Annotated in this window: 30 protein-coding genes; 11 read left to right on the top strand and 19 right to left on the bottom strand. The window is 73.2% G+C overall.

What is annotated here, in order from left to right:
• Window positions 1-14: 14 nt before the first annotated feature.
• Window positions 15-1421: a hypothetical protein gene (locus tag ABZ877_RS32820; RefSeq protein ID WP_361078825.1), complete on the bottom strand. Its 1407-nt coding sequence runs from the start codon at window positions 1419-1421 to the stop codon at window positions 15-17.
• Between the two features lie 187 nt (window positions 1422-1608).
• Between ABZ877_RS32820 and ABZ877_RS32815 the strand changes: the two genes are divergently transcribed.
• Window positions 1609-3117 (top strand): hypothetical protein, encoded by a 1509-nt coding sequence (locus ABZ877_RS32815; protein WP_361078822.1) that lies wholly within the window; start codon window positions 1609-1611, stop codon window positions 3115-3117.
• A gap of 28 nt (window positions 3118-3145) precedes the next feature.
• Complete coding sequence (locus tag ABZ877_RS32810) at window positions 3146-3886, top strand: hypothetical protein (RefSeq protein WP_361078819.1); 741 nt, start codon at window positions 3146-3148, stop codon at window positions 3884-3886.
• Window positions 3887-3892: 6 nt separating this feature from the next.
• On the opposite strand, the gene ABZ877_RS32805 is transcribed toward ABZ877_RS32810, so the two are convergent.
• From ABZ877_RS32805 to ABZ877_RS32795, 3 genes are read right to left on the bottom strand one after another with little or no spacing between them, the layout of a single operon-like run.
• The gene (locus tag ABZ877_RS32805) at window positions 3893-4234 is read right to left on the bottom strand and encodes an STAS domain-containing protein (protein ID WP_361078816.1); all 342 of its coding nucleotides are present in this window, start codon (window positions 4232-4234) and stop codon (window positions 3893-3895) included.
• Window positions 4231-4533: a hypothetical protein gene (locus tag ABZ877_RS32800; RefSeq protein ID WP_361078813.1), complete on the bottom strand. Its 303-nt coding sequence runs from the start codon at window positions 4531-4533 to the stop codon at window positions 4231-4233. Before ABZ877_RS32800 ends, ABZ877_RS32805 begins: the two co-directional genes overlap by 4 nt.
• Window positions 4530-5000, bottom strand: coding sequence for an alpha/beta fold hydrolase (locus ABZ877_RS32795; protein WP_361078811.1), 471 nt, complete (start codon window positions 4998-5000; stop codon window positions 4530-4532). Before ABZ877_RS32795 ends, ABZ877_RS32800 begins: the two co-directional genes overlap by 4 nt.
• Before the next feature lie 188 nt (window positions 5001-5188).
• On the opposite strand from ABZ877_RS32795, the gene ABZ877_RS32790 reads away from it, so the two are divergent.
• Window positions 5189-5980 carry a SigB/SigF/SigG family RNA polymerase sigma factor gene (locus ABZ877_RS32790; RefSeq protein WP_361078810.1) on the top strand — a complete coding sequence of 264 codons (792 nt, stop codon included), beginning with the start codon at window positions 5189-5191 and terminating at the stop codon, window positions 5978-5980.
• A gap of 12 nt (window positions 5981-5992) precedes the next feature.
• Here the strand turns inward: ABZ877_RS32790 and ABZ877_RS32785 are convergent, their stop codons facing one another.
• A complete protein-coding gene (locus tag ABZ877_RS32785; protein WP_361078808.1) occupies window positions 5993-6472 on the bottom strand; it encodes an Asp23/Gls24 family envelope stress response protein in 480 nt (159 codons plus the stop codon).
• Window positions 6473-6678: 206 nt separating this feature from the next.
• Here ABZ877_RS32785 and ABZ877_RS32780 point away from each other — a divergent pair, with 206 nt between their 5' ends.
• Entirely contained in the window at window positions 6679-7857 is a 1179-nt protein-coding gene (locus ABZ877_RS32780) for a PP2C family protein-serine/threonine phosphatase (protein WP_361078806.1), read from the top strand.
• Window positions 7858-7869: 12 nt separating this feature from the next.
• On the opposite strand, the gene ABZ877_RS32775 is transcribed toward ABZ877_RS32780, so the two are convergent.
• The 7 genes from ABZ877_RS32775 to ABZ877_RS32745 form a co-directional block, all read right to left on the bottom strand.
• Window positions 7870-8589 carry a glycosyltransferase gene (locus ABZ877_RS32775; protein ID WP_361078804.1) on the bottom strand — a complete coding sequence of 240 codons (720 nt, stop codon included), beginning with the start codon at window positions 8587-8589 and terminating at the stop codon, window positions 7870-7872.
• Window positions 8586-9203 (bottom strand): SAM-dependent methyltransferase, encoded by a 618-nt coding sequence (locus ABZ877_RS32770; RefSeq protein WP_361078802.1) that lies wholly within the window; start codon window positions 9201-9203, stop codon window positions 8586-8588. Before ABZ877_RS32770 ends, ABZ877_RS32775 begins: the two co-directional genes overlap by 4 nt.
• Complete coding sequence (locus ABZ877_RS32765; RefSeq protein ID WP_361078800.1) at window positions 9200-9979, bottom strand: PIG-L family deacetylase; 780 nt, start codon at window positions 9977-9979, stop codon at window positions 9200-9202. Before ABZ877_RS32765 ends, ABZ877_RS32770 begins: the two co-directional genes overlap by 4 nt.
• On the bottom strand, window positions 9976-11022 hold the full coding sequence (locus ABZ877_RS32760) for an acyl-CoA dehydrogenase (protein ID WP_361078798.1): 1047 nt from the start codon (window positions 11020-11022) through the stop codon (window positions 9976-9978). Before ABZ877_RS32760 ends, ABZ877_RS32765 begins: the two co-directional genes overlap by 4 nt.
• Before the next feature lie 103 nt (window positions 11023-11125).
• Window positions 11126-11389 carry a DUF5133 domain-containing protein gene (locus ABZ877_RS32755; protein WP_361078795.1) on the bottom strand — a complete coding sequence of 88 codons (264 nt, stop codon included), beginning with the start codon at window positions 11387-11389 and terminating at the stop codon, window positions 11126-11128.
• 78 nt (window positions 11390-11467) lie between these two features.
• Window positions 11468-11656 (bottom strand): hypothetical protein, encoded by a 189-nt coding sequence (locus ABZ877_RS32750; RefSeq protein WP_361078792.1) that lies wholly within the window; start codon window positions 11654-11656, stop codon window positions 11468-11470.
• Window positions 11657-11747: 91 nt separating this feature from the next.
• Window positions 11748-12740, bottom strand: a complete 993-nt coding sequence (locus ABZ877_RS32745; protein WP_361078789.1) for an SDR family NAD(P)-dependent oxidoreductase — start codon at window positions 12738-12740, stop codon at window positions 11748-11750.
• Between the two features lie 242 nt (window positions 12741-12982).
• Here ABZ877_RS32745 and ABZ877_RS32740 point away from each other — a divergent pair, with 242 nt between their 5' ends.
• The 5 genes from ABZ877_RS32740 to ABZ877_RS32720 all read left to right on the top strand — a co-directional run bounded on the left by ABZ877_RS32740 (window position 12983) and on the right by ABZ877_RS32720 (window position 16282).
• The gene (locus tag ABZ877_RS32740; RefSeq protein ID WP_361078786.1) at window positions 12983-13111 is read left to right on the top strand and encodes an LPFR motif small protein; all 129 of its coding nucleotides are present in this window, start codon (window positions 12983-12985) and stop codon (window positions 13109-13111) included.
• A 135-nt stretch (window positions 13112-13246) separates the two neighbouring features.
• Window positions 13247-14116: a SigB/SigF/SigG family RNA polymerase sigma factor gene (locus tag ABZ877_RS32735; RefSeq protein ID WP_361078783.1), complete on the top strand. Its 870-nt coding sequence runs from the start codon at window positions 13247-13249 to the stop codon at window positions 14114-14116.
• Window positions 14117-14251: 135 nt separating this feature from the next.
• Complete coding sequence (locus tag ABZ877_RS32730; protein WP_361078780.1) at window positions 14252-14806, top strand: DNA starvation/stationary phase protection protein; 555 nt, start codon at window positions 14252-14254, stop codon at window positions 14804-14806.
• Window positions 14807-14966: 160 nt separating this feature from the next.
• Window positions 14967-15887: a Rieske (2Fe-2S) protein gene (locus ABZ877_RS32725; RefSeq protein ID WP_361078777.1), complete on the top strand. Its 921-nt coding sequence runs from the start codon at window positions 14967-14969 to the stop codon at window positions 15885-15887.
• A gap of 5 nt (window positions 15888-15892) precedes the next feature.
• Window positions 15893-16282: a VOC family protein gene (locus ABZ877_RS32720; protein WP_361078774.1), complete on the top strand. Its 390-nt coding sequence runs from the start codon at window positions 15893-15895 to the stop codon at window positions 16280-16282.
• 74 nt (window positions 16283-16356) lie between these two features.
• Here ABZ877_RS32720 and ABZ877_RS32715 read toward each other — a convergent pair whose 3' ends face one another.
• Both ABZ877_RS32715 and ABZ877_RS32710 read right to left on the bottom strand, forming a co-directional pair.
• A complete protein-coding gene (locus tag ABZ877_RS32715; RefSeq protein ID WP_361078771.1) occupies window positions 16357-18324 on the bottom strand; it encodes an acyl-CoA dehydrogenase in 1968 nt (655 codons plus the stop codon).
• A gap of 28 nt (window positions 18325-18352) precedes the next feature.
• Complete coding sequence (locus ABZ877_RS32710) at window positions 18353-18721, bottom strand: STAS domain-containing protein (protein WP_361078768.1); 369 nt, start codon at window positions 18719-18721, stop codon at window positions 18353-18355.
• Between the two features lie 238 nt (window positions 18722-18959).
• Between ABZ877_RS32710 and ABZ877_RS32705 the strand changes: the two genes are divergently transcribed.
• Window positions 18960-19376: an ATP-binding protein gene (locus tag ABZ877_RS32705; protein WP_361078765.1), complete on the top strand. Its 417-nt coding sequence runs from the start codon at window positions 18960-18962 to the stop codon at window positions 19374-19376.
• On the opposite strand, the gene ABZ877_RS32700 is transcribed toward ABZ877_RS32705, so the two are convergent.
• From ABZ877_RS32700 to ABZ877_RS32680, 5 genes are all read right to left on the bottom strand, one after another.
• The gene (locus ABZ877_RS32700) at window positions 19362-19595 is read right to left on the bottom strand and encodes a DUF5133 domain-containing protein (protein WP_361078762.1); all 234 of its coding nucleotides are present in this window, start codon (window positions 19593-19595) and stop codon (window positions 19362-19364) included. The genes ABZ877_RS32705 and ABZ877_RS32700 overlap by 15 nt on opposite strands.
• A 75-nt stretch (window positions 19596-19670) precedes the next feature.
• Window positions 19671-19856, bottom strand: coding sequence for a hypothetical protein (locus ABZ877_RS32695; RefSeq protein ID WP_361078759.1), 186 nt, complete (start codon window positions 19854-19856; stop codon window positions 19671-19673).
• A gap of 137 nt (window positions 19857-19993) precedes the next feature.
• A complete protein-coding gene (locus ABZ877_RS32690; RefSeq protein ID WP_361078756.1) occupies window positions 19994-20137 on the bottom strand; it encodes a hypothetical protein in 144 nt (47 codons plus the stop codon).
• 44 nt (window positions 20138-20181) lie between these two features.
• A complete protein-coding gene (locus ABZ877_RS32685) occupies window positions 20182-21219 on the bottom strand; it encodes a YihY/virulence factor BrkB family protein (protein ID WP_361078753.1) in 1038 nt (345 codons plus the stop codon).
• Window positions 21220-21247: 28 nt separating this feature from the next.
• Window positions 21248-21997 (bottom strand): restriction endonuclease, encoded by a 750-nt coding sequence (locus ABZ877_RS32680; RefSeq protein ID WP_361078933.1) that lies wholly within the window; start codon window positions 21995-21997, stop codon window positions 21248-21250.
• A gap of 373 nt (window positions 21998-22370) precedes the next feature.
• Here ABZ877_RS32680 and ABZ877_RS32675 point away from each other — a divergent pair, with 373 nt between their 5' ends.
• A complete protein-coding gene (locus ABZ877_RS32675; RefSeq protein ID WP_361078750.1) occupies window positions 22371-22769 on the top strand; it encodes a gas vesicle protein in 399 nt (132 codons plus the stop codon).
• Window positions 22770-22810 lie beyond the last annotated feature (41 nt).

Below are 22810 nucleotides of genomic sequence, written 5' to 3'. Positions count from 1 at the left end.
GCGGGCTGGCGGCGTCACTTGTCGCGCAGCAGGTAGGGCTGGTTGGCGACGATCTCGCCGTCGTAGCGGGTGATCAGCTCGTTGACCCGGGCGCGGTGCGGGACGTCGCCGCCGCGCAGGGTGTCGGCGTACGCCTGCGGGGCGTGGGAGAGCGGATAGTCGTACGTCTCGTCGAGCCAGGACAGTTCGACCCAGCTCTCCGGGATGTCGTTGGCGGAGGCGGGCCCGCGCCCGTCGAGGCCCGGGATGACGTCGTGCTGGTTGACGAGGCTGATCACCCGGGTCGTGGGGTCGGCGGGGCGCTTGGTGTCGATGGGGGAGCCGACCGTGACCACGTGCGTCAGCCGGTACCGGGAGACGAAGTCCAGGTCGGAGGCGAGGTTCATGGCGGTGATGCCGCCGAGGCTGTGCCCGACGATCATCAGCTCCGCGCCCTCGGGCACGCCCGCCCGCAGCAGCATCTGCTTCGCGGACCTGCTGTACGTGGTGTCGGTGCGCAGCAGCGCGTCGAACGCGCCGACGAGGTCCTGCGGCGTGGAGTTGCTGAGGCGGCCGAAGCTGGTGCCGGGGAGCAGGACCACGTAGCGCTCGGTGCCGTCCGCGCAGGCGACGCGGCGCAGCAGCGCGAGCCCGTGGTTGCCGAGCGCCGAGATGTCGTCGATGTAGCGGACGATGTCGTTGGCGGAGCGGGCGAGGACACGGGAGAGCATCGCGTCGGGCTCGGTGCGCTCGGCGCGGCCCGCGCCCGGGTTCAGATGCCGGATCAGCCCCGCGGGCAGCCCGAACAGCGGGTCGGTGGTGGGCACGCCGCCCGCCAGGGTCACCCACGCGAAGCTGTCGTTGGTCGGGTTCTCGTCGAGCAGCCCGCCGAGCGCCAGCAGCTCCATGATCACGGGGCTGATGGTGGTGAGGGTGCGGGTGACGCCGAGCAGCTCCACCAGGTCCCGCGCGGCGCGCACCACCTCGATCCTGCGGCCCGCGACGACGGCGTCGGTGAGCCGCTTGGCGAGGGGCGCCGCCAGGTTCGGGTGCTCGCGGGCCGCCGCCTCGATGCGCAGCGCGAACGCGTCCACCGCCATCGCCACGGCGGCGGGCCTGCGGCGCGCCACGGCGCCGAGGGAGCGGACCGTCTCACCGACCATGCCCCCGTTGGCGGCGATGCCGAGACCGCTGGGGTTGGTCAGCGCGCGGACCGCCGCGAGCGCGGTGCCGAACGCCCACGCGGGGCGGCGCAGCGCCTGCAGCCCGACCCGCCAGCTCCCGGCGGCGGCCGTCAGCTCGGCGCCCGTGCGCCGGGCGGCGAGCGCGGCGTCCGCGAGCAGCACCGACGCCGCGAGCAGCAGCTCGGCGTCGGTCTCCGTGTGCTGGTGCTGTCCCGCGGGCCGCTGTCCGCCCACGATGTCGACGGTTCCGGCCGTCATCCCGCCACCTCGTTCCGCTCCGTTCCGGCGAGGCCGCACGGCGCACGGCGCCCGGCCCGTCATCTGCAAGCAGTAGACCCGGCGCCGCGCCACTCGGCAGGGTCGCTGCCGCTGCTCGGGTGAATCACCGAGCGTGTACGCGCGCGGGGCCGCGCGGCGGCCTCCGTCCGCGCACAGCATGGCCGGTGTGATCATCGGAGCGGAGTGGGTGAGGTGGCGGCGGCCGCGGCGGGCGGCGCGCTGGCTGCTCGCCGGTCTCCTGCTCGCCGGAAGCTGCTGGTCCGCCGGGCCCTCCGCCGCCGACGGCGCGGGGACGCGCGGGCTCACCCTCACCGTCACCGTGAACACCCGGCCCGGCGTCGGCGCGCTGCGCCCCGGCATCCGCGTCGGCCACCCCGTCGTCGTCTCGTACCACCTGGTCAACCGGGGCAGCGCCGACCTCCACGACGTACGCCTGTCGGACCCCCTGCTGCCGGGCGCCCGGATCCACTGCCCCGGCGCCACGGGCCGCGTCCCGCTGCTCGTCGGGCTGCACTCGGCCCGCTGCACGGCCACCGGCACCGCGCGCCCCGGGAACCACACCGGCGACGTACGAGCGGTGGGCCGGGCCAACCTGCGCGCCCTCGTGCAGGCGAGCGCCCGGGCCGGCTACGCCGGGGTCGGCGCCGGACTGAGCCTCACCGAGACGGCGCGCGTCACCGGGGACCGGCGGGCCGAGATCCGCTACGTCGTCGCCAACACCGGCAACCGCACCGTGCTCGGCGTCCGGCTCACCGACCCCGTGCTCGCCCCCGACCGCATCGTCTGCCCCGGCGGGCCACCCGTCGTCGCCCGTCTCGCCGCCGGGGCGCGAGCGGCCTGCACCGCCGTGGTGCGGCGCGCGCCGGGCACGTACGAGAGCCGGGGACGGGCCGACGGCAGCGACCGCATCCGCACCCTCGGCCCGCGCGGCGGACTGGTCCCGGCCCCGCTCCTCACGGCGCGCGCGGCGGCCCGCTTCACGATCCGCGCCACGGCCCCGACGGCCCCCGCCGTCCCGGCCGCCCCCGCGAAGCCCAGGCCGCCGAGGCCGCCGAAGCCCGCGCCCGCGCCTCCCGCGTCCCCGGGGAAGGGCCCACTCTCCGGAGCGACCGCCCCGCACCAGGCGGGGTCGCTGACCGGCTCGCCGCTCGCGCCCCAGGTGCCGCCCGGCAACGCGGCTGCGGGCACGGCCGGGCGCGGCTTCACCGCGCCGGGCCTCGCCCCGGGCCTGCCCGCGACTCAGAGGGGAACCGTGCCCGGCGCGGTCCCGCCCGGACCCGTCGCCCCGGACGCGGCGGGACACGACGCGGCCGCGCTGCCCCCGTCCGCCGACCGCCCCGCGAATCCCCCTGCCGAGCGGCCCGCCGCGACGCCCGCCAAGCCGCCTGCCGGGAAAACACCCGCCGGGAAATCACCTGCTGGGAAATCACCTGCCGGGAGGTCGCCGGCCGAGAAGCCGACCGCCGAGCAGCCGCCCGCGGTGCCGCCGACCGCCCAGCAGCCGAACCAGCCCCCCAGCGACGTCCCGAGCACGACGCCGTCGCAGCGCTCCCTGCTCGGCCGCTTCATGCGCGAGGACCACACCCCCACCGACCTGGGCGTGCTCACCGCCCTCTTCCTCATCCTGCTGCCCGCCGCCATCGCGGCCGCCGTCTTCGGCTCCCGCCGACTCTGACCGCGCCCCCACTCCACCGGGACCACCGATGATCGAGACCCTCGCCATCGTCCTGGGCGTCGCCCTGCTCGCCGGGGTGGTCGTCCTCGTCAAACACCGCTTCCGGCCGCTCGGCCCCGACGACGAACCCCGCGAGGACGTCGCCGAGTACATCTCGATGATGGTCGGCGTCCTGTACGCCCTCGTCCTCGGCCTCGCTCTGGTGTCCGTCTGGGACACCCACTCCGGCGCCGAGGACCACACCGCCACGGAGGCGAGCGCCGCCCACCAGATCCACCTGCTCGCCGCGGGACTGCCCCCCGAGCAGGCCCGGCGGATGCGCGGCGAGATCGACACGTACATGCGGTACGTCAGCGAGACCGAGTGGCCCGCGATGGCCCGGCGCGCCTCGCTCGGCCCCACCGGCTGGCGGATCCTGGACCAGGTACGGGCGGCCGGTCAGGTACCGGCGGACGCCACCCCGGCCCAGCAGGCGACGGGCCAGGAGACGCTGGCGCAACTGAGCACCCTGAGCGAGGCGCGCCGGGGCCGGGAGTCCGACGCGGGGGAGGAGCTGTCACCGGTGATCTGGCTCGGCCTGATCGTCGGCGGCGTCCTCACCATCGCGTTCATGTTCATGTTCGGGGTGAAGCGCAGCTTCAGCCACGTCGTCATGGTGATGGGCCTGTCCGCGCTCATCACCTTCACGGTGCTCCTCATCCACCAGCTGGACAGCCCGTTCGAGGGGATGTTCGCGGTCGACCCCGACCCGTTCTCCCCGTACTCCTGAACGGCTCTACGAGGCGCGGGTCGCGCTCGCGCTGTCCGGGTGGAGCGCGAAGACCTGGTCGAGGCCGACGATGCGCAGGATGCGCAGCGTGTTGGCCGGGACGGCGGCGAGCGCGATGTCGGCGCCCGCGGCCTCGGCGTGGTTGCGGGCGGCGATCAGCGCGCTGATGCCGCTGGAGTCGCAGAACGGCATCCCGGCCAGGTCCAGGACGAGCAGCGACCCCGGCCGCAGGACGACCGTGGGCAGGTACGAGCGCAACGTCGGGGAGCTGTCGTGATCGAGGTCGCCGACGACCTCCACCACCGGTCCCCTGGCGCTCTCCCTCGTGGTGATCTTCAACGGGCTCATGGCGCGCCCTTCGTGGTCGCGGCGGTGGTGGGCACGCCCAGCGCGAGCAGGGCGGTGTCGTCGTCGAGGCCTTCCCCGAGTCCGCTCAGCAGACCGCTCAGCGCGGCGATGACGGACGCGGCGGGGCCCGCGTGCTCGGAGCACTCCAGGATCAGCGTCGGCACACCTATGCCCTTGAGGTCGTCGCGGGCGTCGGAGAGAAACGTGGTCCGCGCGAACACCCGCGCCATCTCGGGGCTGTTTCGCAGCTCCTCGCCGAGTTCCGGCCGGTCCGCGTTGCCCATGATCAGCGGTGTCATCGCCGCCGACCAGCCCAGGTAGTTCGCCTCCAGGGACTCAAGGAGCTCCTCGATGTCGCTCTCGCTGAACCCGCCCGGTACCCCTCGTCGTCGATGGAGCGCGGGGACGGCGCCACCATCACCAGCGCCCCGATCCGCTCGGGGGCGCGCTGCGCGGCCAGCACACCGGTCATCGAGCTGACCGAGTGGCCGACGAACACCGCGTCGCGCAGCTCCAGCCGGTCGCACACCTCCACGACGTCACGGGCGTACCCGTCCAGCGAGCCGTAGCGCTCCTCCGAGAACGCCGACAGGTCGGAGCGGCCCGCGCCGACGTAGTCGAACAGCACCACCCGGTGGTCGCGCTCCAGCGCGGGCACGGTCAGCCGCCACATGTTCTGGTCGCACCCGAACCCGTGCGCGAGGACCACGGCCCGCCCGTCCGGGTCCCCGGTCACCGTGACGTTGTTCCTGTGGAGGATGTCCATGCCGGCCATGATCTCAGCATTCCCGCGATCCGTGGCAGGCGGCCTTGTTTGCGTCCGGGGGCCTCGGGCACGTGGGCGTGAGTGCTTGGGACCACAGGCCTCTGTGAGGGGCGCTGTGCCCGCAGAGCCGGTCCCGCTGCCTCCCTCACGGTCACTTCAGCCGGAAGCAGCGACAGGAGGACATCCACATGGCCGTACGCCGCCTGCACGACGACGCGCCCGAGACCACTGAGGCCTTCCACCGCCTCGCCGCCGCTCCCGCCGGACCCGAACGCGACCGGCTCTTCCAGGAGGTGGTGGAGGCGTGGCTGCCCATGGCGCACCGCCTCGCCGCCAAGTTCCGCAACCGGGGCGAGAACATGGACGACCTGAAGCAGGTCGCCGCCATGGGCCTGGTCAAGGCCGTCGACCGCTACGAGCCGGGCCGCGGGGCCTTCGAGTCCTACGCGGTCCCCACCATCACCGGCGAACTGCGCCGCCACTTCCGCGACCACACCTGGGACGTCCGCGTCCCGCGCCGGGTCCAGGACCTGCGCAACAAGGTCCGCGTCGCACGCCGAGAGGTCATGAACCGCCCCGGGTTCGCGGGTGAGGCGGGCCTGGAGGAGATCGCCGCGCAGGCCGGCCTCACCCTCGACGAGGTACGCGACGGCATGGAGGCCCTGGAGAGCTACTGCTCCCTGTCGCTCGACGCCGCGGCCGCCGGGTCCGCGGGCGACGGCGACGGACTCAGCCTCGCCGACACCCTCGGCCACACGGAGACCCGCTACGACGTCATCACCGACCGCGAGGCCGCCAAGGAGGGCCTGCGGGCCCTGCCCGAACGCGAACGCACCATCCTTTACCTGCGCTACTTCGAGGACATGACGCAGGCCGGCATAGCCGAGCGGGTCGGCATCTCCCAGATGCACGTCTCCCGGCTCATCAACCGGAGCTGCGCCCAGGTCCGCGCCCACGCCGTCGGGCAGGCAGCCGCCTGACCGCCCGCCCCGTCAGCGCAGACGTGCACCGGCGCCGCTGCCGCCCCCACTGCCAGCGTCGTCCTCGTCGTCGTCCGGTACATGCACGTCGAAGACGTTGATGTCGATCTCGGTCACGTCGAGCCCGGTCATCGACTCGACCGCCTCGACGGCACGCGCGCGGATCTCCTTGGCGAGTTCGTGGATCGGCACGCCGTACTCGACCTCGACGTCGACCGAGATGCTCACCTTCTCCTCGTCCACCTCCGCCTTCACGGAGCGGCCGGGGGACGAGGAGGAGCCGGGCAGCCGGTTCGAGACCGCACCCAGCGCCTTGGACGCGCCCTTGCCGACGGAGCGGACCCCGTCCGTCTCCCGGATCGCCACCCCGGCGATCTTCGCCACCACGCCGTCGGCGATGGTCGTCGTACCGCGCGTTCCGCCGCTCTGACCGCTCTTCCGCTGCGCGCCCGCTGTCGTCGCGCTGCCCGTTCCGGTTCCGATGTCGGACATGGCCGCCTCACAATGAGTCGCCGGCACGGACGGAGGAGCCCGCCCGTGAGGTCCCCTCCCTCACTGTGCGCCCACGCGGCGCGAGCTGCCATTCGAGTGATGCCCGCTCGCCCGGGAGCGCGGCCCGCGCGGCACGGTGTGAGACTGCCAGGGCAGGCCCTGGGGCGGTGACGCCCGGACGGTGGTGCGGCGGGAAGGAGCGAGGCGTGGTGCCTGAGTCGGCGGACGGCGCCCTGGGCGCGTTCCTCGCCGACCCCGCCAACCTGCCGCTCGACCTGACGACCTCGGTGGCGGGCAGCGCCAGGGCGCTGGGCCTCGCCAACGCCGTCGTCTACTTGGCCGACCTCCAGCAGCGCCAACTGGCCCCGCTCAACGCCACCGTGCCCGCCCTGCCCATCGACGCCTCCCTGGCGGGCTGGTGCTACCGCACCCAGTCCCTGCGGGTGGACGAGCACCACCACGGCGGCATGGTCGCCTGGCTGCCGCTGGTGGACGGGGCGGAGCGGCTCGGCGTGCTCGGGGTGACCGCGCCCGCGCTCGACCCGGAGGCGCTGCGCCGCGGCAGGACCCTCGCGGCGCTGTGCGCCCTGATGATCACGTCGAAGCGGGCCTACGAGGACTCCTTCGTCCACACCGCGCGCACCGACGCCATGACGCTCCCCGCGGAGATGCTGCGCGCCTATCTGCCGCCCCGCACGATCGGCTGCACCCGCGCCCTGTCCACCGCCGTCCTGGAGCCCGCCTACGAGCTGGGCGGTGACGCCTTCGAGCACGACCTGACCGACACCGCGCTGCACGCCGGCGTCCTCGACGCGGTCGGCCACGACCTGGCGTCGGGGCTCGTCGCGGTGCTCGCGCTCGCCGCCGCCCGCAACGCCCGCCGCGTCGGCGCCGATCTGCACGATCTCGTCGACTCGGCCGACGCGGCGCTGTCGCGGTGGCTGCCCGACAAGTTCTGCACCGCGATCTTCGCCCGGCTCGACCTCACCACCGGGCGGCTGCGCTGGATCAACTGCGGGCATCCGCCGCCGCTGCTCATCCGCGACCACCGCCTCGTCGCCCACGCGCTCGACCGGGACCCGGAGCCGCCGATGGGGCTGCCCGCCGTCCTCGCCTCCGTCACCCGCCATGTGCATGAGGCCGCTCTGGAGCCGGGCGACCGGGTGCTGATGTACACCGACGGGGTCACGGAGGCGCGCGCGGCGGACGGCAGCCAGTTCGGCCTCGACCGGTTCGCCGACTACGTCATCCGCGCGGCCGCCGCGGGCGAACCACCCGCCGAGACGCTGCGCCGCCTCATCCACTCACTGCTGGAGGCCCAGGACCACCGGCTGGGGGACGACGCGACGATCCTGATGTTCGAGTGGTGTCCGCAGCCGGACTGAGCCGGGCCGCCGTCAGCAGGCGGGGCTGTCCTCCAGGGTGAGCCCGGCGAGATGGTCGCCGAACCCGCCCCGCGCACGGGGGTTCAGCCGGCCCGAGGTGGTGACGGGGCAGTCGGCGGTGCGCAGCACCCGGCGCCCGGCGGCGTCGAGCGCGTCGACGAGCCCGTGGTCCTCGCTCACCGGCACGGGCGGAAAGCCGCCGACGGCGGTGTAGGCGTCGGCGGAGACCCCGAGGTTCGCGCCGTGCACGTGCGGATGGTGCCAGGGGCCGCGCGCCGGACGCGTGGCCGTGTACTGCCGCTCGTGTCTGGCCGCGAGCCCGGGGACGGGCTGCGGCCACCGCCCGACGTCGACGGTGCCGACCACCGCGTCCCAGCCCTCGACGGCGCGCGCGTACTGGAACGCGAGCCAGCGGGGCGGCACGGTGCTGTCCGCGTCGGTCGAGGCGAACCAGACCCGCGCCGGACCGCCCAGGATCTCCAGGGCGCGCTCGGCGGCGGCGGCGCGTGCCAGCCCCACGTTGCCGCCGTCGGTCCGCACCGTCCGGGCACCCGCGCGGAGCGACGCGGCGACCGTGCCGTCCGAGCAGGCGTCGGCGGCGACCACCGTGACCACCGGTATCCGCCGCAGCACGGGATGGTGCGCGGCGGTGCGGATCGCGTCCAGGGCGGCGGGGAGCAGGGCTTCCTCGTTGTGGGCGGGGACGAGGACCGCGAGGGCGCGGGGTCTCACACGAGACCTTCGGCGGCGGCGGGGGAGGGGGGCGGTGTGCCGTCGTCCCGGAGGCGGCCGAACGTCTGCAGGACGAAGTCCGGTTCGCGGTGGTCGGAGGCGAGCGCCAGCCCGGGGACCGAGCCGAGGACGTCCGCGAGCGCGTCGCCAGTGGCCAGGTGCTCGGCGACCGGGTGGTTCCAGTGGACGGTGACGAGGGTGCCGCCGGGTTCCAGGGCGTCGACGGCGTACCGGAGCACCAGGTCGAGTTCGGCGCGGTCGAAGTAGTACAGCAGCTCGGACAGGACGATCAGGTCGAAGGTGCCCTCGGGCCACTGGCCGGGCAAGGTGAGCTGCCGGACCTCGACGTGCGGCAGGTCCGCCGTGCGGCGGGCCGCCGTGTCGACCGCCGACCGCACGCGATCGCAGGCCAGGAGCGCGTCGCAGCGCCCGGCCAGGCGCACGGTCAACTCACCGACCGAGCAGGCGGGTTCGAAGGCGCGGCGGTAGCGGGGGCGGGGGAGCGCGGCGAGCGTGAGGTCGTACTTGCGCCGCTCGTACCAGCGCTCGGCCAGATGCCAGGGGTCGGCGGCGCCGCGGTACATGTCCTCGAAGTAGGAGGCCGGGGTGCTCACTGGAACAGGACCTCCATGGGGCGCAGATGGTGGGCCAGCTCCTCGGGCGGCAGCACCGCCGCGTCCTGCGGGCCCGGTCCCAGCGGACGGATCTGGGTGGTGAACCGGTCGATCGCCGCCCGCTTCACCTCCCGTACGGGGTCCGGGAGATCGACCCGGCGGGCGGAGTGCCACGGCACGCGCGGATCGTCCGGCCGGGCCCAGTGCCACATCCACACCGGGTACAGGGAGCAGGGCGTGCCCGTGCGTCGCGCGGCCGTGCGGGCGGCGCGGCCCGCCGCCTCGTGGTCGCTGTGGACGTCCCCGGTCCACGGCGCGGCGACCATGTCGGCGCCGCGCAGCAGAGGGGTGAGCGCGTCGGCGAGTCGCTCCTCGTGGTCGGCGACGCCCGTGTCCGGCACGCCCAGCCGGACGATCTCCGCCCGCTCCGCCCCGAGTTCGGCGAGCGCGGCACGCAGCTCGTCGGCGCGCAGTTCCGCAAGGGCCGTAGGGGTCACGACCCGGCTGCCGGGGTGCGAGCCCTCGCCGTCGGTGACGGAGACGACGGTCAGCCGCACACCGCGCGCGGCCAGCAGGGCCATCGAGCCGCCGAACCCGAGGACCTCGTCGTCCGGATGGGCGGCGACGACCACGACGTGGCCGCGCTCCGGCAGGCGCGCGGGCTCCATCGCGTCCCAGCCGTCCCAGGCGCGCCACTCGGCCTCGTCGGTGCCGGGCGCCTGGATGGGGTTCGCGGGCGCGTCGTGGCGGTCGTCGGATATCGCGGGGTTCGTCATGCGGACTCCTCGGGGCGGGCCAGAAGCGCGCCGAGGGCCGCGAGGTCACGTTCGCCGTGGTGCTGACGCAGGTAGACGGTCAGGTCCGCCACGGCACGCGCGTGGCCGAGGTCGTGGCAGAGGGGGCCCGCGCCCGTGGCCCGGCCCACCCGGGTCAGGACCTCGGAGCAGACGGATTCCACGAGGGCGCGCACGCGCATGGCCCGTACGCGGGCCTCGCCGCGGGTGTCGAGAGGGTCGGCGTCGATCTCCGCCGCGGCCTGGCGGAGCACCGCGCCCGCCGCGTGCAACTGGACGTCGACGGCGCCGAGATGGGCGTCGGTGTGCGGTTCGGGGCGCCGGGCCGCGGCCTCGCGCAGTGCGCGGGCGACGGCGACCGCGCCGCCGTACCAGCAGGCGGCGACGCCGATGCCGCCGTGTTCGAAGCCGGGCCGCCGCACGTAGGACTCGACGTCCCCGACGGCGACGGCCGGCACGTGGTGGAAGCGGACGTCGGGGGTGTCGCTGCCCGCCATGCCCACCGCCTGCCACGTGCCCGCGACCGGGACGCACGTGTCCGGCTCGACGGTGACGGCGAAGAGCCGCCGGCCCTCGGCCGTGCGCGCCGTGACGAGTGCGTGGGTGCAGCTTCGCGCGCCCGAGCAGTACGGCTTGAGCCCGTCGAGGACCCAGGTGTCGTCCGAGCGCACCGCCTCAAGGGTGGTGCCGGGGGGTTCGGCGGCCCACACACCCCAGCGCTGGCCGGGCCGGGGTGCGGGGCCGTCGAGTTCGGCGAGGATGGCGAGGGCGTCGACGTGCCCCTCGACCAGGCGCGCCAGGCTGAGGTCGTCCTCGGCGACGGACTGCAGGGCGGCGAGCCGCTCGGCGGTGCGCCCGCGCCCGGGGAGCGGGAATTCCAGTTCCCCCCGGTCCACGAGGTCGACCACCGAGGCGAATCCGGCGGCGCTCCGCCGCCTCGCCTCGTCCGGCGCGATGCCGTCCCGGACCTCTTCGTCCGGGCCGCTGACGTTCCCCGTCACGGGAGCCAACGTGCTGTCCGTCATTGCTGTGCTGTTCCTTGCCCCTCAGAGAGCCGATCGTGCGGGCGATCGGCGAGCCGGTCGGTGGAGCCGGTGGCACCGGCCCGGTGAAGCCGTCCGGACGGGCTCAGGCGACCAGCGTCTGATCGGCCTGTTCCTGGCCGGCCGCCGTCCCGGCGACCGCCGCGTCCGCGGGCTCGACGGTCAGGAAGCGTTCGGCGGTGGCGAGAGCGTCCTCGATCTCACGGGTACCGGTGGTGACGCACAGGGTGTAGGCGACGTCCTCCAGGAGGCGCCGGTTCGCGAGGGTGTCGTTCTCGACCAGCTGGACGCGCGCCGTCGCGTAGCGGGACAGCAGCGAACGCAGGATCTGCGGGTGAGGCGTGATCATTTCCGAGAGGCTCCTTTTTGTTAAAGCAACTCGTTCCCCGAGTGTCCCGCTACGCACAATTCATGCACATGCGCTTCCTCAGTCGCCCTCGACGTCCTCCTGTGCATGCACGTTGGGCGAGGTGGCGTCGGCGCCCTCGCCGCGGTGCGGGGCTTCCTTGTCCTCGCGCAGCGGGTCGGTCTCAGCGTCCTCGATCTCGTCCAGGACCTCCTCCGTCGCGGTCTGGGCGGGACGGGAGGTGTCGTGCTGCTCGTGGTCGCGCGTCATGGTGACTCCTTCGCAATACGTGGTGAAACGTTTGTCGGTAGGTGTGACGGTGGGGGCGGTGGCCGCCGGTCTCCCGTGAGCGGCTCGCGCGTTACGACTGCAACCGTTCCTGAGCGGTCCGGTGCCGCTCGTTGTTCGCGCGGGCCGCACGGTCGTTCAGGGCACTGCCCACGGCGCGCAGCCGCTCGCCGAAGGTGCGCGGGGCGGGCGGCTCGACGTCGATCCCCGGCCGCAGCTCGGGCTCGCCGTCCGCCGACGGCAGGAACGTGTTCACCGCGTGACTGAGCCGCGCGGTGAGCACCGGGGCGAGCCCGTGCAGCTTGTCCGCGGCCATCGCCGCGGGGGTGAGCACGAGGCGGACGCGGCGCCGCTCCACGGCGGTGACGATGCGGTCGGCGGCGCGCCGCGCGTCCATCGAGACGACGGGTGTGCCGGCCAGGGCGGAGAACCAGGCGAACTCGCGCCGCCGGTCACCACCGAAGACGGCGTGCAGGTGCGAGCCCGTCCGCATGAGGCCCGGGTGCACGGCGGTCACCGAGACGCCGTCGCGCGCGGCCTCGACGTGCAGCCCCTCGGCCAGCGCGCCGACGGCCGCCTTGGCGCAGGAGTACGGCAGCAGATGCGGCACGGCGAGCAGACCGCCGACAGAACCGATCAGGGCGAGCCTGCCGCCCGCCCGGCTCTCCCGCAGGTGGGGAAGGGCTTCGAGGCTGGTGTGCAGGGCGCCCTCGAAGATCGTGCCCATCGCGTCCTCGAACCCGGCCGTGCCGACGGCCTCCGCAGGGGCGACCTGGATGATGCCCGCGTTGGCGACCGCGATGTCCACGCCCCCGCAGGCCTCCGCCGCGTCTCGGAACAGCTCGGCGACGGCCGCCCGGTCGCGTACGTCGGTCACGGCGGTCCGTACGGCGGCGCCCGGACGCCGCTGCTGGAGCAGCTCGGCGGCGTGCTTCAGCTCGGCCGCGTCCCGGGCCGCGAGCGTGACCGTGCAACCGCGCCGCACCAGCTCGTCGGCGAGGAGCAGGCCGAGGCCGCGTGAACCGCCGGTGACCACGGCGGAGAGGCCGTGCAGGGATGCGGGCATGGGAATCGCTCCTGGTGATCGCAGGGGATGGGGCCGCTGCCGCCCAGTACCCGATGGCCGCGCCACCAATCTGGGGCCACCCTAAGTCCGGCCGCCGCCGACCGCATTGTGCGCGAGAGCTGGGGCAGGCGGGTTTGAGAAGCGGCTCGCAGGACACCCAGTGCAGTGGCCGCCCGGACGGCACGGGAGCCCCGTGCCGCGACCGGGCTCACCAAAGAGACCACGACGAGAGAGGAACCGCCATGTTCAAGGCCATCGCTGATGTACTGCGCTCGATCGGCGGCGCCATCGCCACCGTCGTCACGCTTCCGTTCCGGGCCGTCGCGCGACTCTTCGGCGGCGCCTCGGCGAGTGCGCACGGCCATCACTGACACACCGCGCGAAGACACCTCCGGGGGTCCGCGAGGATTCGCCGGCACATGTGCGAAAAATACGCATGTGCGGCGAAGAGAGGTGTGCCGGAACCGCGGACGCGGCCGGCGCGACACACGAGAAGGGGCGGACACATGAACACCGTGACGGCGCAGGACCAGACCCTGGCACCGGCCTCGGCGGCCGAGGAGGAGCTGATCGGGCGCGCCTATGCGGACCCGGCCTCCCTCGCGCCCAAGGACGCGCGAGAGGTCGGCAGAAGGTTCTTCGACCGGCTCGCCGAGCTGGAGGAGGGCACGCCCGAGTACAGCTACGTGCGCAACTGCCTCATTGAGATGAACCTCTCCCTGGTGCGGTACGCGGCCTCGCGCTTCCGTCACCGCGGTCAGCAGGAGATGGAGGACATCGTCCAGGTCGGCACGATCGGGCTGATCAAGGCGATCGACCGGTTCGAGCTGACCCGTGAGGTGGAGTTCACCTCCTTCGCCGTGCCGTACATCACCGGTGAGATCAAGCGGTTCTTCCGCGACACCTCCTGGGCCGTGCACGTGCCGCGCCGCCTCCAGGAGGCCCGCCTCGAACTCTCCCGCGCCACCGAGGAGCTGCGCACCCGCCTCGGCCGCTCGCCCTCCACCGCCGAGCTGGCCGAGCTGATGCAACTGGAGCCCGCCGAGGTCGCGCAGGCCCAGATGGCGTCCAACGGCTACAACAGCGTGTCCCTCGACGCCGCCGTGAGCGGCAAGGACGACGAGTCCGACACGATGCTGGCCGATTTCATCGGCTTCGACGAGGACCGCTTCGAGCTGGTCGAGAACTTCCACGCGCTGGCTCCGCTCATCGCGGGCCTCGACGACCGCGAGCGCACCATCATCCATCTGCGCTTCGTCGAGGAGCGCACCCAGCAGCAGATCGCCGACGAGCTGGGCTACTCCCAGATGCACGTCTCCCGGCTGATCTCGCGCGTCCTCGCCAAGCTGCGCGCCGGGCTGCTGACCGACGCCTGACAGCCCCGGCCGGTACGGCCCCCCGTCGCCCCCGGTCTGTGAGCGGACCGGGGGCGGTTCATCGAAAACGTGGGGTTAAGCCGGAGAAACGGGGTAACGAAACAGCACAAACCGGTAAAGACAGGAGGCTGGACGTTGACTTCCAAGACCACCACCCCCCGCTACACCGTCCCTGGCATCACGGTGAAGGACGCAGCCTCGGTCATCGAGGTCCTTCAGGAGCGCCTGCACAGCCTGAACGACCTGCACCTGACGCTGAAGCACGTCCACTGGAACGTGGTCGGTCCGCACTTCATCGCCGTGCACGAGATGCTCGACCCGCAGGTCGACCGCGTCCGTGACATGGCCGACGACGTCGCCGAGCGTCTCGCCGCCCTCGGCGGTGTCGCGCAGGGCACCCCGGGCGCCCTCGTCGCCGCCCGCAAGTGGGAGGACTACAGCGTCGGCCGCGCCGACGCCATCGCGCACCTCGGCGCCCTCGACATCGTCTACACGGGTCTCATCGAGGACCTGCGCGGCGCGGTCAAGACGGTCGGCGAGATCGACCCCGCCACCGAGGACCTGCTGATCGAGCAGTTGCGCGACCTGGAGCAGTTCCAGTGGTTCGTGCGCGCCCACCTGGAGACGGCGGGCGGCACGCTCACCACGGCCGGTGCCACCACCGAGAAGGAGGCCGCGAAGTCGGCGTGATGCCGCGCGCGGCGCCCATCTCGCGGGCACCCGCAGGAGAGAGGGCGCGACCGGCCACCGGTCGCGCCCTCTCTCCTGTGTGGGCCGTTGCGGTACACCCGCCGCTCACCGCCCCCGACCTACGGGCCCCGACCCCCGACCGACAGGAGAATCGCCAGCCATGACCACTGCCAGCGGCGCCCGGACGCCGACCGTGCCCCGGAGCGTGCGCGTACCGCGCCTGCTCCGTTCCTGTCTCGACGCCCTCGACAAGGTCGAGAACGCCGAATCCCTGGACCGCGTCGTCACGCCCGTGCAGAAGGCCGTACGGGCGCTGCCGCTCGGCGCCCTGCGCGACGTCCTCCACGGCCGCCCGATGGGCCATCCGCTCCACCCGCTGATGGTGCAGGTGCCGATGGGGGCCTGGCTGTCGTCGGCGGTCCTGGACTACGTGCCCGGCGCCCGGCGCCCCGCCCGCCTCCTCGTGGGGCTCGGCACCGCGGCGGCGCTGCCCGCCGCGCTCGCCGGCTGGGCGGACTGGGCCGAGCAGCACGAGCAGCAGATGCGCACCGGGCTGGTCCACGCCGCCGCCAACGCCACCGCCGTCACGCTGTACGGGGCCTCGTTCGTGGCGCGCGGACGCCACCCCCTGCGCGGCCGGGCGCTCGGCCTCGCCGGACTGGCGTGCGCGAGCGTCGGCGGCTTCATCGGCGGCCACCTCGCCTACCGGCAGGCCGCGGGCGCCAACAAGACGGAGCCCGTGCCGCACCTGGTCGAGCCCGGCTGGCACCGGCTCGGCCCGGTCGCCGACCTCACCCCGGGCAAGCCGGTGCGCTGGATGCTCGGTGAGGTGCCGCTCCTGGTGGTGCGCCGCGAGGACGGCGAGGTCGACGTCCTCGCGGACCGGTGCAGCCATCTGTCGGGCCCGCTCTCCGACGGGGACGTCTCCGACGGCTGCGTGACGTGCCCCTGGCACGGCAGCGTCTTCCGGCTCGCCGACGGCGCGGTGGAGCGGGGCCCCGCGACCGCGCCGCAGCCGTGCTTCGAGACGCGCGTCGAGGAGGACGGGGTCCTCGCGGTGTCGCTGCCCGGGGCGGGCTGACCACCATGGCGGGCCTGGAGATCAACTGCCTGATCATCGACGCCGCCGACCCCGAGCGCCTCGCCGCCTTCTGGTCCGAGGTGCTCGGCAGGCCCGTCGTCGGCCGCACCGGCCCCTACGTCTGGCTGCGCCGCGAGAACGGGATCGGTGTCGGCATCCAGCGGGGCGAGGCCCCCGGGCCGGGCAAGAACCGCCTCCACCTGGACCTCGCCTGCGCCGACCCGGTCGCGGAGCAGTCCCGTATCGAGGCGCTGGGCGGCCGTCGCCTCCACGCGTACGACGAGGCGGGCTTCCTGGTGATGTCCGACCCCGAGGGCAACGAGTTCTGCGTCATCCCGGAGGGGGAGGGCGCGGTGGGCCTGGACGAGCAGGGCCGGGCGCACTACCTCGACTGAGGAAGGCGCACGAAAGGACAGGGCGGCGGAGCCGGAGAGGCTCGGCCGCCCTTCGCGTTGTGTGGCCCGGTGAGCTAGGCGTCCGGCCCCACGAGGTCCGGTGCCCGCAGCATCTCCGGCGGGATGCCCCAGGCTTCGACCAGGTCCTGGGCCAGGGGGCGGAGCTTGCGGCACAGGTCGTTGATCTCGCGGGTGATGGCCTTGGAGCGCTGGCCCGTCAGACGGCCGTGCTCCATGAACCAGGCCCGGTCCGACTCGATCGTCGTCAGGGCGAAGAGGTCGCGGAGCAGACCGAGCGCCACCTTGTTGTCACCGTCGGGCATGGCGGCCACCTTCTCCACGAACGCCTCCAGGACGAGGCGCTCGACGTGGGCGTGGGCCACCGCGATGACATGGTCCTGCACCTGTGAGAAGACCGTGCCGGGGCTCGCCTCGCCGGCCATGCCGCGCTTCAGGCGGCGGGCCGCGCCGGCCAGCATGTGCTCCTCGCGGAAGCGCAGCATGGCCAGGTGGTACTCGGAGTCGAGCAGGCCCGCCTCCTGGTCCCAGGCGTCGCCGCCGGGCAGCAGGTCCCGTACGCGCTCCAGGAGCTTGTGGGCGGAGGTCTTCTCGATGACCGTCTCGACGGCCAGCCCGGTGACGTAGCGGACCATCTCCCGCTGGTCCATGTCCCCGAACTCGTGCGCGTAGCCGGTGAGCAGGCCCTTCGCGACGAGCTGGAGCAGGACGTGGTTGTCGCCCTCGAACGTCGTGAAGATGTCGCTGTCGGCCTTGAGCGCGGCGAACCGGTTGACGGCGAGGTACCCGGCGCCGCCGCACGCCTCGCGGCACTCCTGGATCGTCCGGGTGGCGTGCCAGGTGCCGAGCGCCTTGGTGCCCGCCGCCCGTGACTCCAGCTCCCGCCGGCTGCGCTCGTCGTCCGTGTGGCCGGAGAACACGTCGTGCAGTTGTGTGCGGACGACGTCCTGCGCGAAGTGCAGCGCGTAGGTGCGGGCGAGGAGCGGCAGCAGGCGGCGCTGGTGGAGCCCGTAGTCGAGGAGGACCTGCTCCTCCTCGTCGGAGGCGGCCCTGAACTGGCGGCGCCGCTCGGCGTACGTGAGGGCGATGGCGAGCGCGACCTTGGCCGCGTTGATCGCGCCGCCGCCCACGCTGACCCGCCCCTGGACGAGCGTGCCCAGCATGGTGAAGAAGCGGCGGCCCGGGTTCTCGATCGGGCTCTCGTAGACGCCGTCGGGCGTGACGTCGGCGAACCGGTTGAGCAGGGCCTCGCGCGGCACCCGTACGCCGTCGAACCAGATGCGGCCGTTGTCGACGCCGTTGAGGCCCATCTTGCGGCCGTCGTCCTCGATCCGGACGCCGGGCGCGGGCGCGCCGTCGACCCGGACGGGTACGACGAAGGCGTGCACGCCGTGGGAGGCGCCGGCCACCTCCAATTGAGCGAAGACGACCGCGAGTTCGGCGTGGCGGGCGGCGTTGCCGATGTAGTCCTTGCGCGCCCGGTCGTCCGGGGTGGTGAGGACGAACTCCTCGGTCGCGGGGTCGTAGACGGCGGTGGTGGCGAGCGCCTGGACGTTGGAGCCGTGACCGGTCTCCGTCATCGCGAAGCAGCCCATCAGCTTCCCGGTGATCAGGTCGGGGAGGTAGGCGTCGTGGTGGCGCTTCGTGCCCAGCTGGAGGAGGGCGCCACCGAAGAGGCCGAACTGCACGCCCACCTTGACCAGGACCGACAGATCACCGAACGCCAGCGTCTCGAACGCGGCGATCGAGGCGCCGATGGAGCCGCCGCCCCCGTACTCCTCGGGGAAGCCCATGCCGGTCTGGCCGGTCGCGGCCATCTCGACGACGAGTTCGCGGACGCGTTCGCGGTACGCGTCGATGTCGAGGGTCTCGGCCTCGTCGAGGACGGAGGCGTACGTCACCAGGTTGGCGCGGACCAGATCACGGATCTCGGCGTACTCGCCGTCGAGGAGCGCGGTGAGGGCGCGGACGTCGACGGCGGGCTGTGCGTAGCCGTGCGGGGAGGGGGCGGTGTCGGTGGACATGCCGCTCTGTTACCCGTCCGTAGATCGATCAAGCGGTGAGCGCCTCGATGCGCCGCAGCGCCTCCTCGCGGGAACCGGCCGTCCCGAGCACGTCGGCGACGCCCGTGATGTCGAACAGCCGCTCGATGGCGCTGCCCCCGGCGACCGCGGGGACGAAGGGCCGCCGCGCCTCGTCGTGCTCGGCCTTCGACCGCAGGACGATGTTGAGCAGGGTGCTGTCGGCGAAGTCGAGTTCACTCAGGTCGAGCAGGGTGGCGTCGGTCCCGGTGTCGGTGCGTGCGCGCGCGAGGACGGCCGTGACGTCGTCCACGTCCTCCAGGTCGATGTCATGGCGCAACGTGACGACGGCCACCCGCTCCCGCAGGGTGAGTTCGATGCTCTCGCTGTTACTGACCATGGCACGACCCTGTCATATGCCCGGGCCTGACAGGAACGGGACGAGTGTGTTCTTCGATACCCGTGTCCCGCGAAAAACCCCTGGTGAAGCGGGTTTTCACGGGTGTGAACGCGCCCCGTGGGAGTGGCCCCACCGCGCGGGTGTGCGGATAGCGGTGCTGGGCAAGCGGAATGGAGCGACAGGGAAACGGCGATGACGTGCTTTCTTTGCACGTGTACAGAGAGAGGACCACGTCTTGATGAGTGCTCCCGGGACACCCGCCCCCGAGCGCACGACGTGTGCGCAGGCGCGGGCGGAGGTGAGCTGGGTCCTGCTGGGAGTGTGCTGCGGACTCCCGCTGGAGCAGGCGCGGCGACTGCACGACGACGCGCTCCTCGTGGCCACCGAGCTGACGTCCAACGCGATCCGGCACGCGGGCGGCACTACCGCCTTCGACGTCGGCCTGCACGGGGACCGCCTCTGGATGAGCGTGAGCGACCGCAGCGTGGAAGTGCCCCGGCGCACGCCCTCGGAGCCGAAGGTGCCGGGCGGGTTCGGCTGGCTGGTGGTGCAGCGGCTCAGCTCGCGCGTCACGGTCGACGTGGGGGACGGCGGCAAGACGATCACCGCCGAACTGCGGCTGCCCGCTGCACCCGATGGGTCAGGCAGCCTGTGACTCGTCGCCGGAGCGCGCCGCGGCAGCGCGCTCCAGAACGGCGTCGGCCGCCATCAGCGCTTCGCGCACGGTCCGGGTCCCGGTGCTCACGCAGAGCGTGTACGTGACGTCGTCGAGCTGCCACTGCAGTTCCTGCGTCGGACGCTCCGAGAAGCGCAACTGCACATCGGCGTAGCGGCTCAGAAGGGTCCGGATGAACATCGGATCGGGATTCAGCACGAAACGCTCCTTGTTCTGTTGTCCGGTGGGGTCGACGGAGTCTCGTCTGCCCGGGATCGGCCCGGACATGCCTCTTCAGGCCACGCTCGCTCGCGTGGCCCGTGTCGAACAGGTCACCTCGTGCTCCGCGCTGCGGGACACGAACCAGACGGAGCAGCAGGCGGCTTCGAGCTCCGCGCCGGCGTCCGCCTCGAACTCGGGCGGCAGGGGGACGAGGGCGGTCCGGCCGACAAGGGGCCGGTGCGGGCTACGGGGGGTCATCTGCGCTCCTCGCGTATCGGCTCGGGATGTGCCGCCCGGTGTGCGGCGGCACCCGAGTGCCCCCGATCCGCCCGCCGACGCCGGTCAACCCTGTGAGCAGCGCAACTCTTCGGCCGACACGGCGTGTCGCCGCGCGCTCAGCGACGGCGCAGCCTGCCGAGCAGCTGGCGCGCCTGCTCCCGCTTGCGCGGATCGGCGGCGGCACGCCGCGCCGACGCGATGGCCCGCTGCCCCTGCGGGGAGCGGCTGTACTGCTTGATGCGGTTGAGGATGCCTGCCATGACGCCTCCCGGATGCCGTCGGATTCCTTGCGGTCGGTTACCCGCTAACCGGGCCGGGACACAGGCGACCGCACCTGCTGGACGTCGTCCTCGTCCCACGCGCTGGTGTCGCGCGGCTCGACGAACAGCTCCTCGTCGCTGGAGCGGCCGCCGCTGATGGCCCGCTGCCGCGCGATCTCCGCGTCGAACTCCAGGCCGAGGAGGATCGCCAGACTGCTCAGCCACAGCCACACGAGGAAGACGATGACGCCGGCCATGGTGCCGTAGGTCTTGTTGTACGAGGCGAACCCGGCCGCGTACAGCGTGAACCCCGCCGAGGCCACCAGCCAGACGAACAGGGCGAGGAAGCCGCCCGGCGTGACCCAGAGCCAGCCGCGCCCCTTCACGTTGGGCGCGGCCCAGTACAGCAGGGCGATCATCAGCACCAACAGCAGCGCGAGCAACGGCCACTTGGCTATCGACCACACGGTCAGCGCGGTGTCCCCGACCCCGAACACGGAGCCGACGCGGCGCGCGATGCCGCCGGTGAAGACCACGACGAGCGCGCTGAGCGTGGCGAGCAGCATCAGCGCGAGCGTGATGCCGAGGCGCAGCGGCAGAATTTTCCACAGCGGACGCCCCTCGGGCACGTGGTAGATCTGGTTGGCCGTCCGCATGAACGCGCCCACGTAGCCGGAGGCCGACCAGACGGCCAGCAGAAGGCCGACGACGGCCATGACCGAGCCGGTGCCCGCGCGCCCCTGCAACTGCTCGACCGCGCGGGTCAGGATCTCCCGCGCGGCGCCGGGGGCCAGCGTCTCCACGTTGTCGAGCACCTTCTGCGTGGCGGACCTGCCGACCACGCCGAGCAGCGACACGAGGACCAGCAGGGCGGGGAAGAGGGAGAGGACGGCGTAGTACGTCAGGCCCGCCGCCCGGTCCGCCAGCTCCTCCTTCTGGAACTCGCGCAGACTGTGCCGCAGCACCTGGCCCCAGGCGTGCCCGGACAGATCGGTGGGTTTGTCGGGTGCCGCTTCCTCCACCTCGGGGGAGGGGCCGTACGCTTCCTCGCGCTCCGCTGGTGCGCTCCGCTGTTCTGACATGGGGTCCGGATGTCCGCCGCGGCCGGATTCAGACCTGCCCGGCCTGTTCGGGCCCCGCCCACACCGGCGTCGGGCCCCACGGCGTCGGACCGGAGCCGTCCGCCCACGCGGTGAGCGCCGCGCCGTCGACGCAGCGGATGCCGCACCCCTCCGCGTACTCGGTGGCCGGCGCGGTGAACTCACTGGTCGTCACCACCACGGCGAGCTGCGCCCCGTGCACCGACCAGCAGGTGCCGCCGAAGCGCTGGAGGTCCTGCGAGCCGACCTTGTTCGTGGGCCCGTACTGCTTGCACTGCACGACGACGCGGCGGCCGTCGGGCGCGGTGGCGAGGACGTCGGCGCCCAGATCGCCCGCGCCGCCCACGACCTGCACGTCCGTGCAGCCGTCCCGTTCGCACAGCGCCGCCACGGCCGCCTCGAAGCCGTCGGGGTCGAGGGCCGTGAAGTCGGGCGCGGGCTCCGGGAGTACGGCGGTGAGACCGTCCCGCGCGGGCGCGACCGCCGCCTCGGACCGCAGCCGCACGGTGTCCCGGTCCTCCGCCGGGGCGGCCGTGCTCTGCGCGGTCAGGGCGGCCTCGGCCAGTTCGCGGTCGGCCTGGGCGGCGCCCGCCCGCGCGGCGCGGCGCAGTTCACGGGTGCGCGGCATGGCGCGGAAGACGACATAGAGGACGGGGACGGCGAGCAGGGCCAGGAGCGTGGCGGGCAGCGGATGCGCCCCCGCCCACGCGGCGAACCGCACGAAGAGCAGGACGGCGGCGCAGACCAGGGCGCCGATCAGGGCGAGGGCGACGAGCGGTCCGAAGAGCCGGTCCGTGGCCCGCGGATGGCCCGCGGCCTGGGCGCGGACCGCGGCGCTCCTGGTTTTCCGTATCGGCACTGGGCCTCCTGCGTCTTGTCACCGATTTCTTGATCGACGTCTGCCCCGACCGGTGCGTTCCATGATCGACGACACCGATCGAGCACCCCAAGTGACGTTTGCCGCGCGCAAGTTGAGCGCCCGTCAGCCAACTGCGTGTCGTAACACCGCCGTTGCGGGGCATTCGGTCGCCGAGGCCGGGGACGCGGAAGGCGCCCGGTGAACGGTCCACAAAAAACGAGCGAACTGTGAAGGTTTGGCCAGGGATTCGCGGGCACGCGGGGTGGAGATCGCTATGACGAACACATCAGATACTTCGAAATCTTCGAACGACGAATCCGACGACACTTCCAGGGAAACCGCCAAGAAGAGCACGGGGACCGGGACACGGACGCGCAAGCGTGCCGCCCCCGAACGCCCCCAGCGCCCCAAGCGCCTGCGGCCGACGGAGGCGCTGCGCGAGGCGCGCGAGCAGCTCACGGAGCTGACCGGCAAGGAGGTCGACTCGGTGGCCTCGTTCCGCGCCACCGACGACGGCTGGCTCCTCGAGGTCGAGGTCCTGGAACTGTCCAGGGTGCCCGACACGATGAGCCTGCTCGCCACCTATGAGGTCGCCCTGGATCACGAGGGGATCCTCACCGGCTACCGGCGCATCAGGCGCTACGAGCGCGGCCGCTCCGACGACCGCCGCTGACCGGCCGGCACCCCGGAAGCGAACGACAGGGAGGAATCGCA

This window comes from Streptomyces sp. NPDC046939, assembly GCF_040644575.1.
In the GTDB taxonomy this organism is placed as follows: domain Bacteria; phylum Actinomycetota; class Actinomycetes; order Streptomycetales; family Streptomycetaceae; genus Streptomyces.
This window is presented reverse-complemented; position numbering and strand designations above follow the sequence as displayed.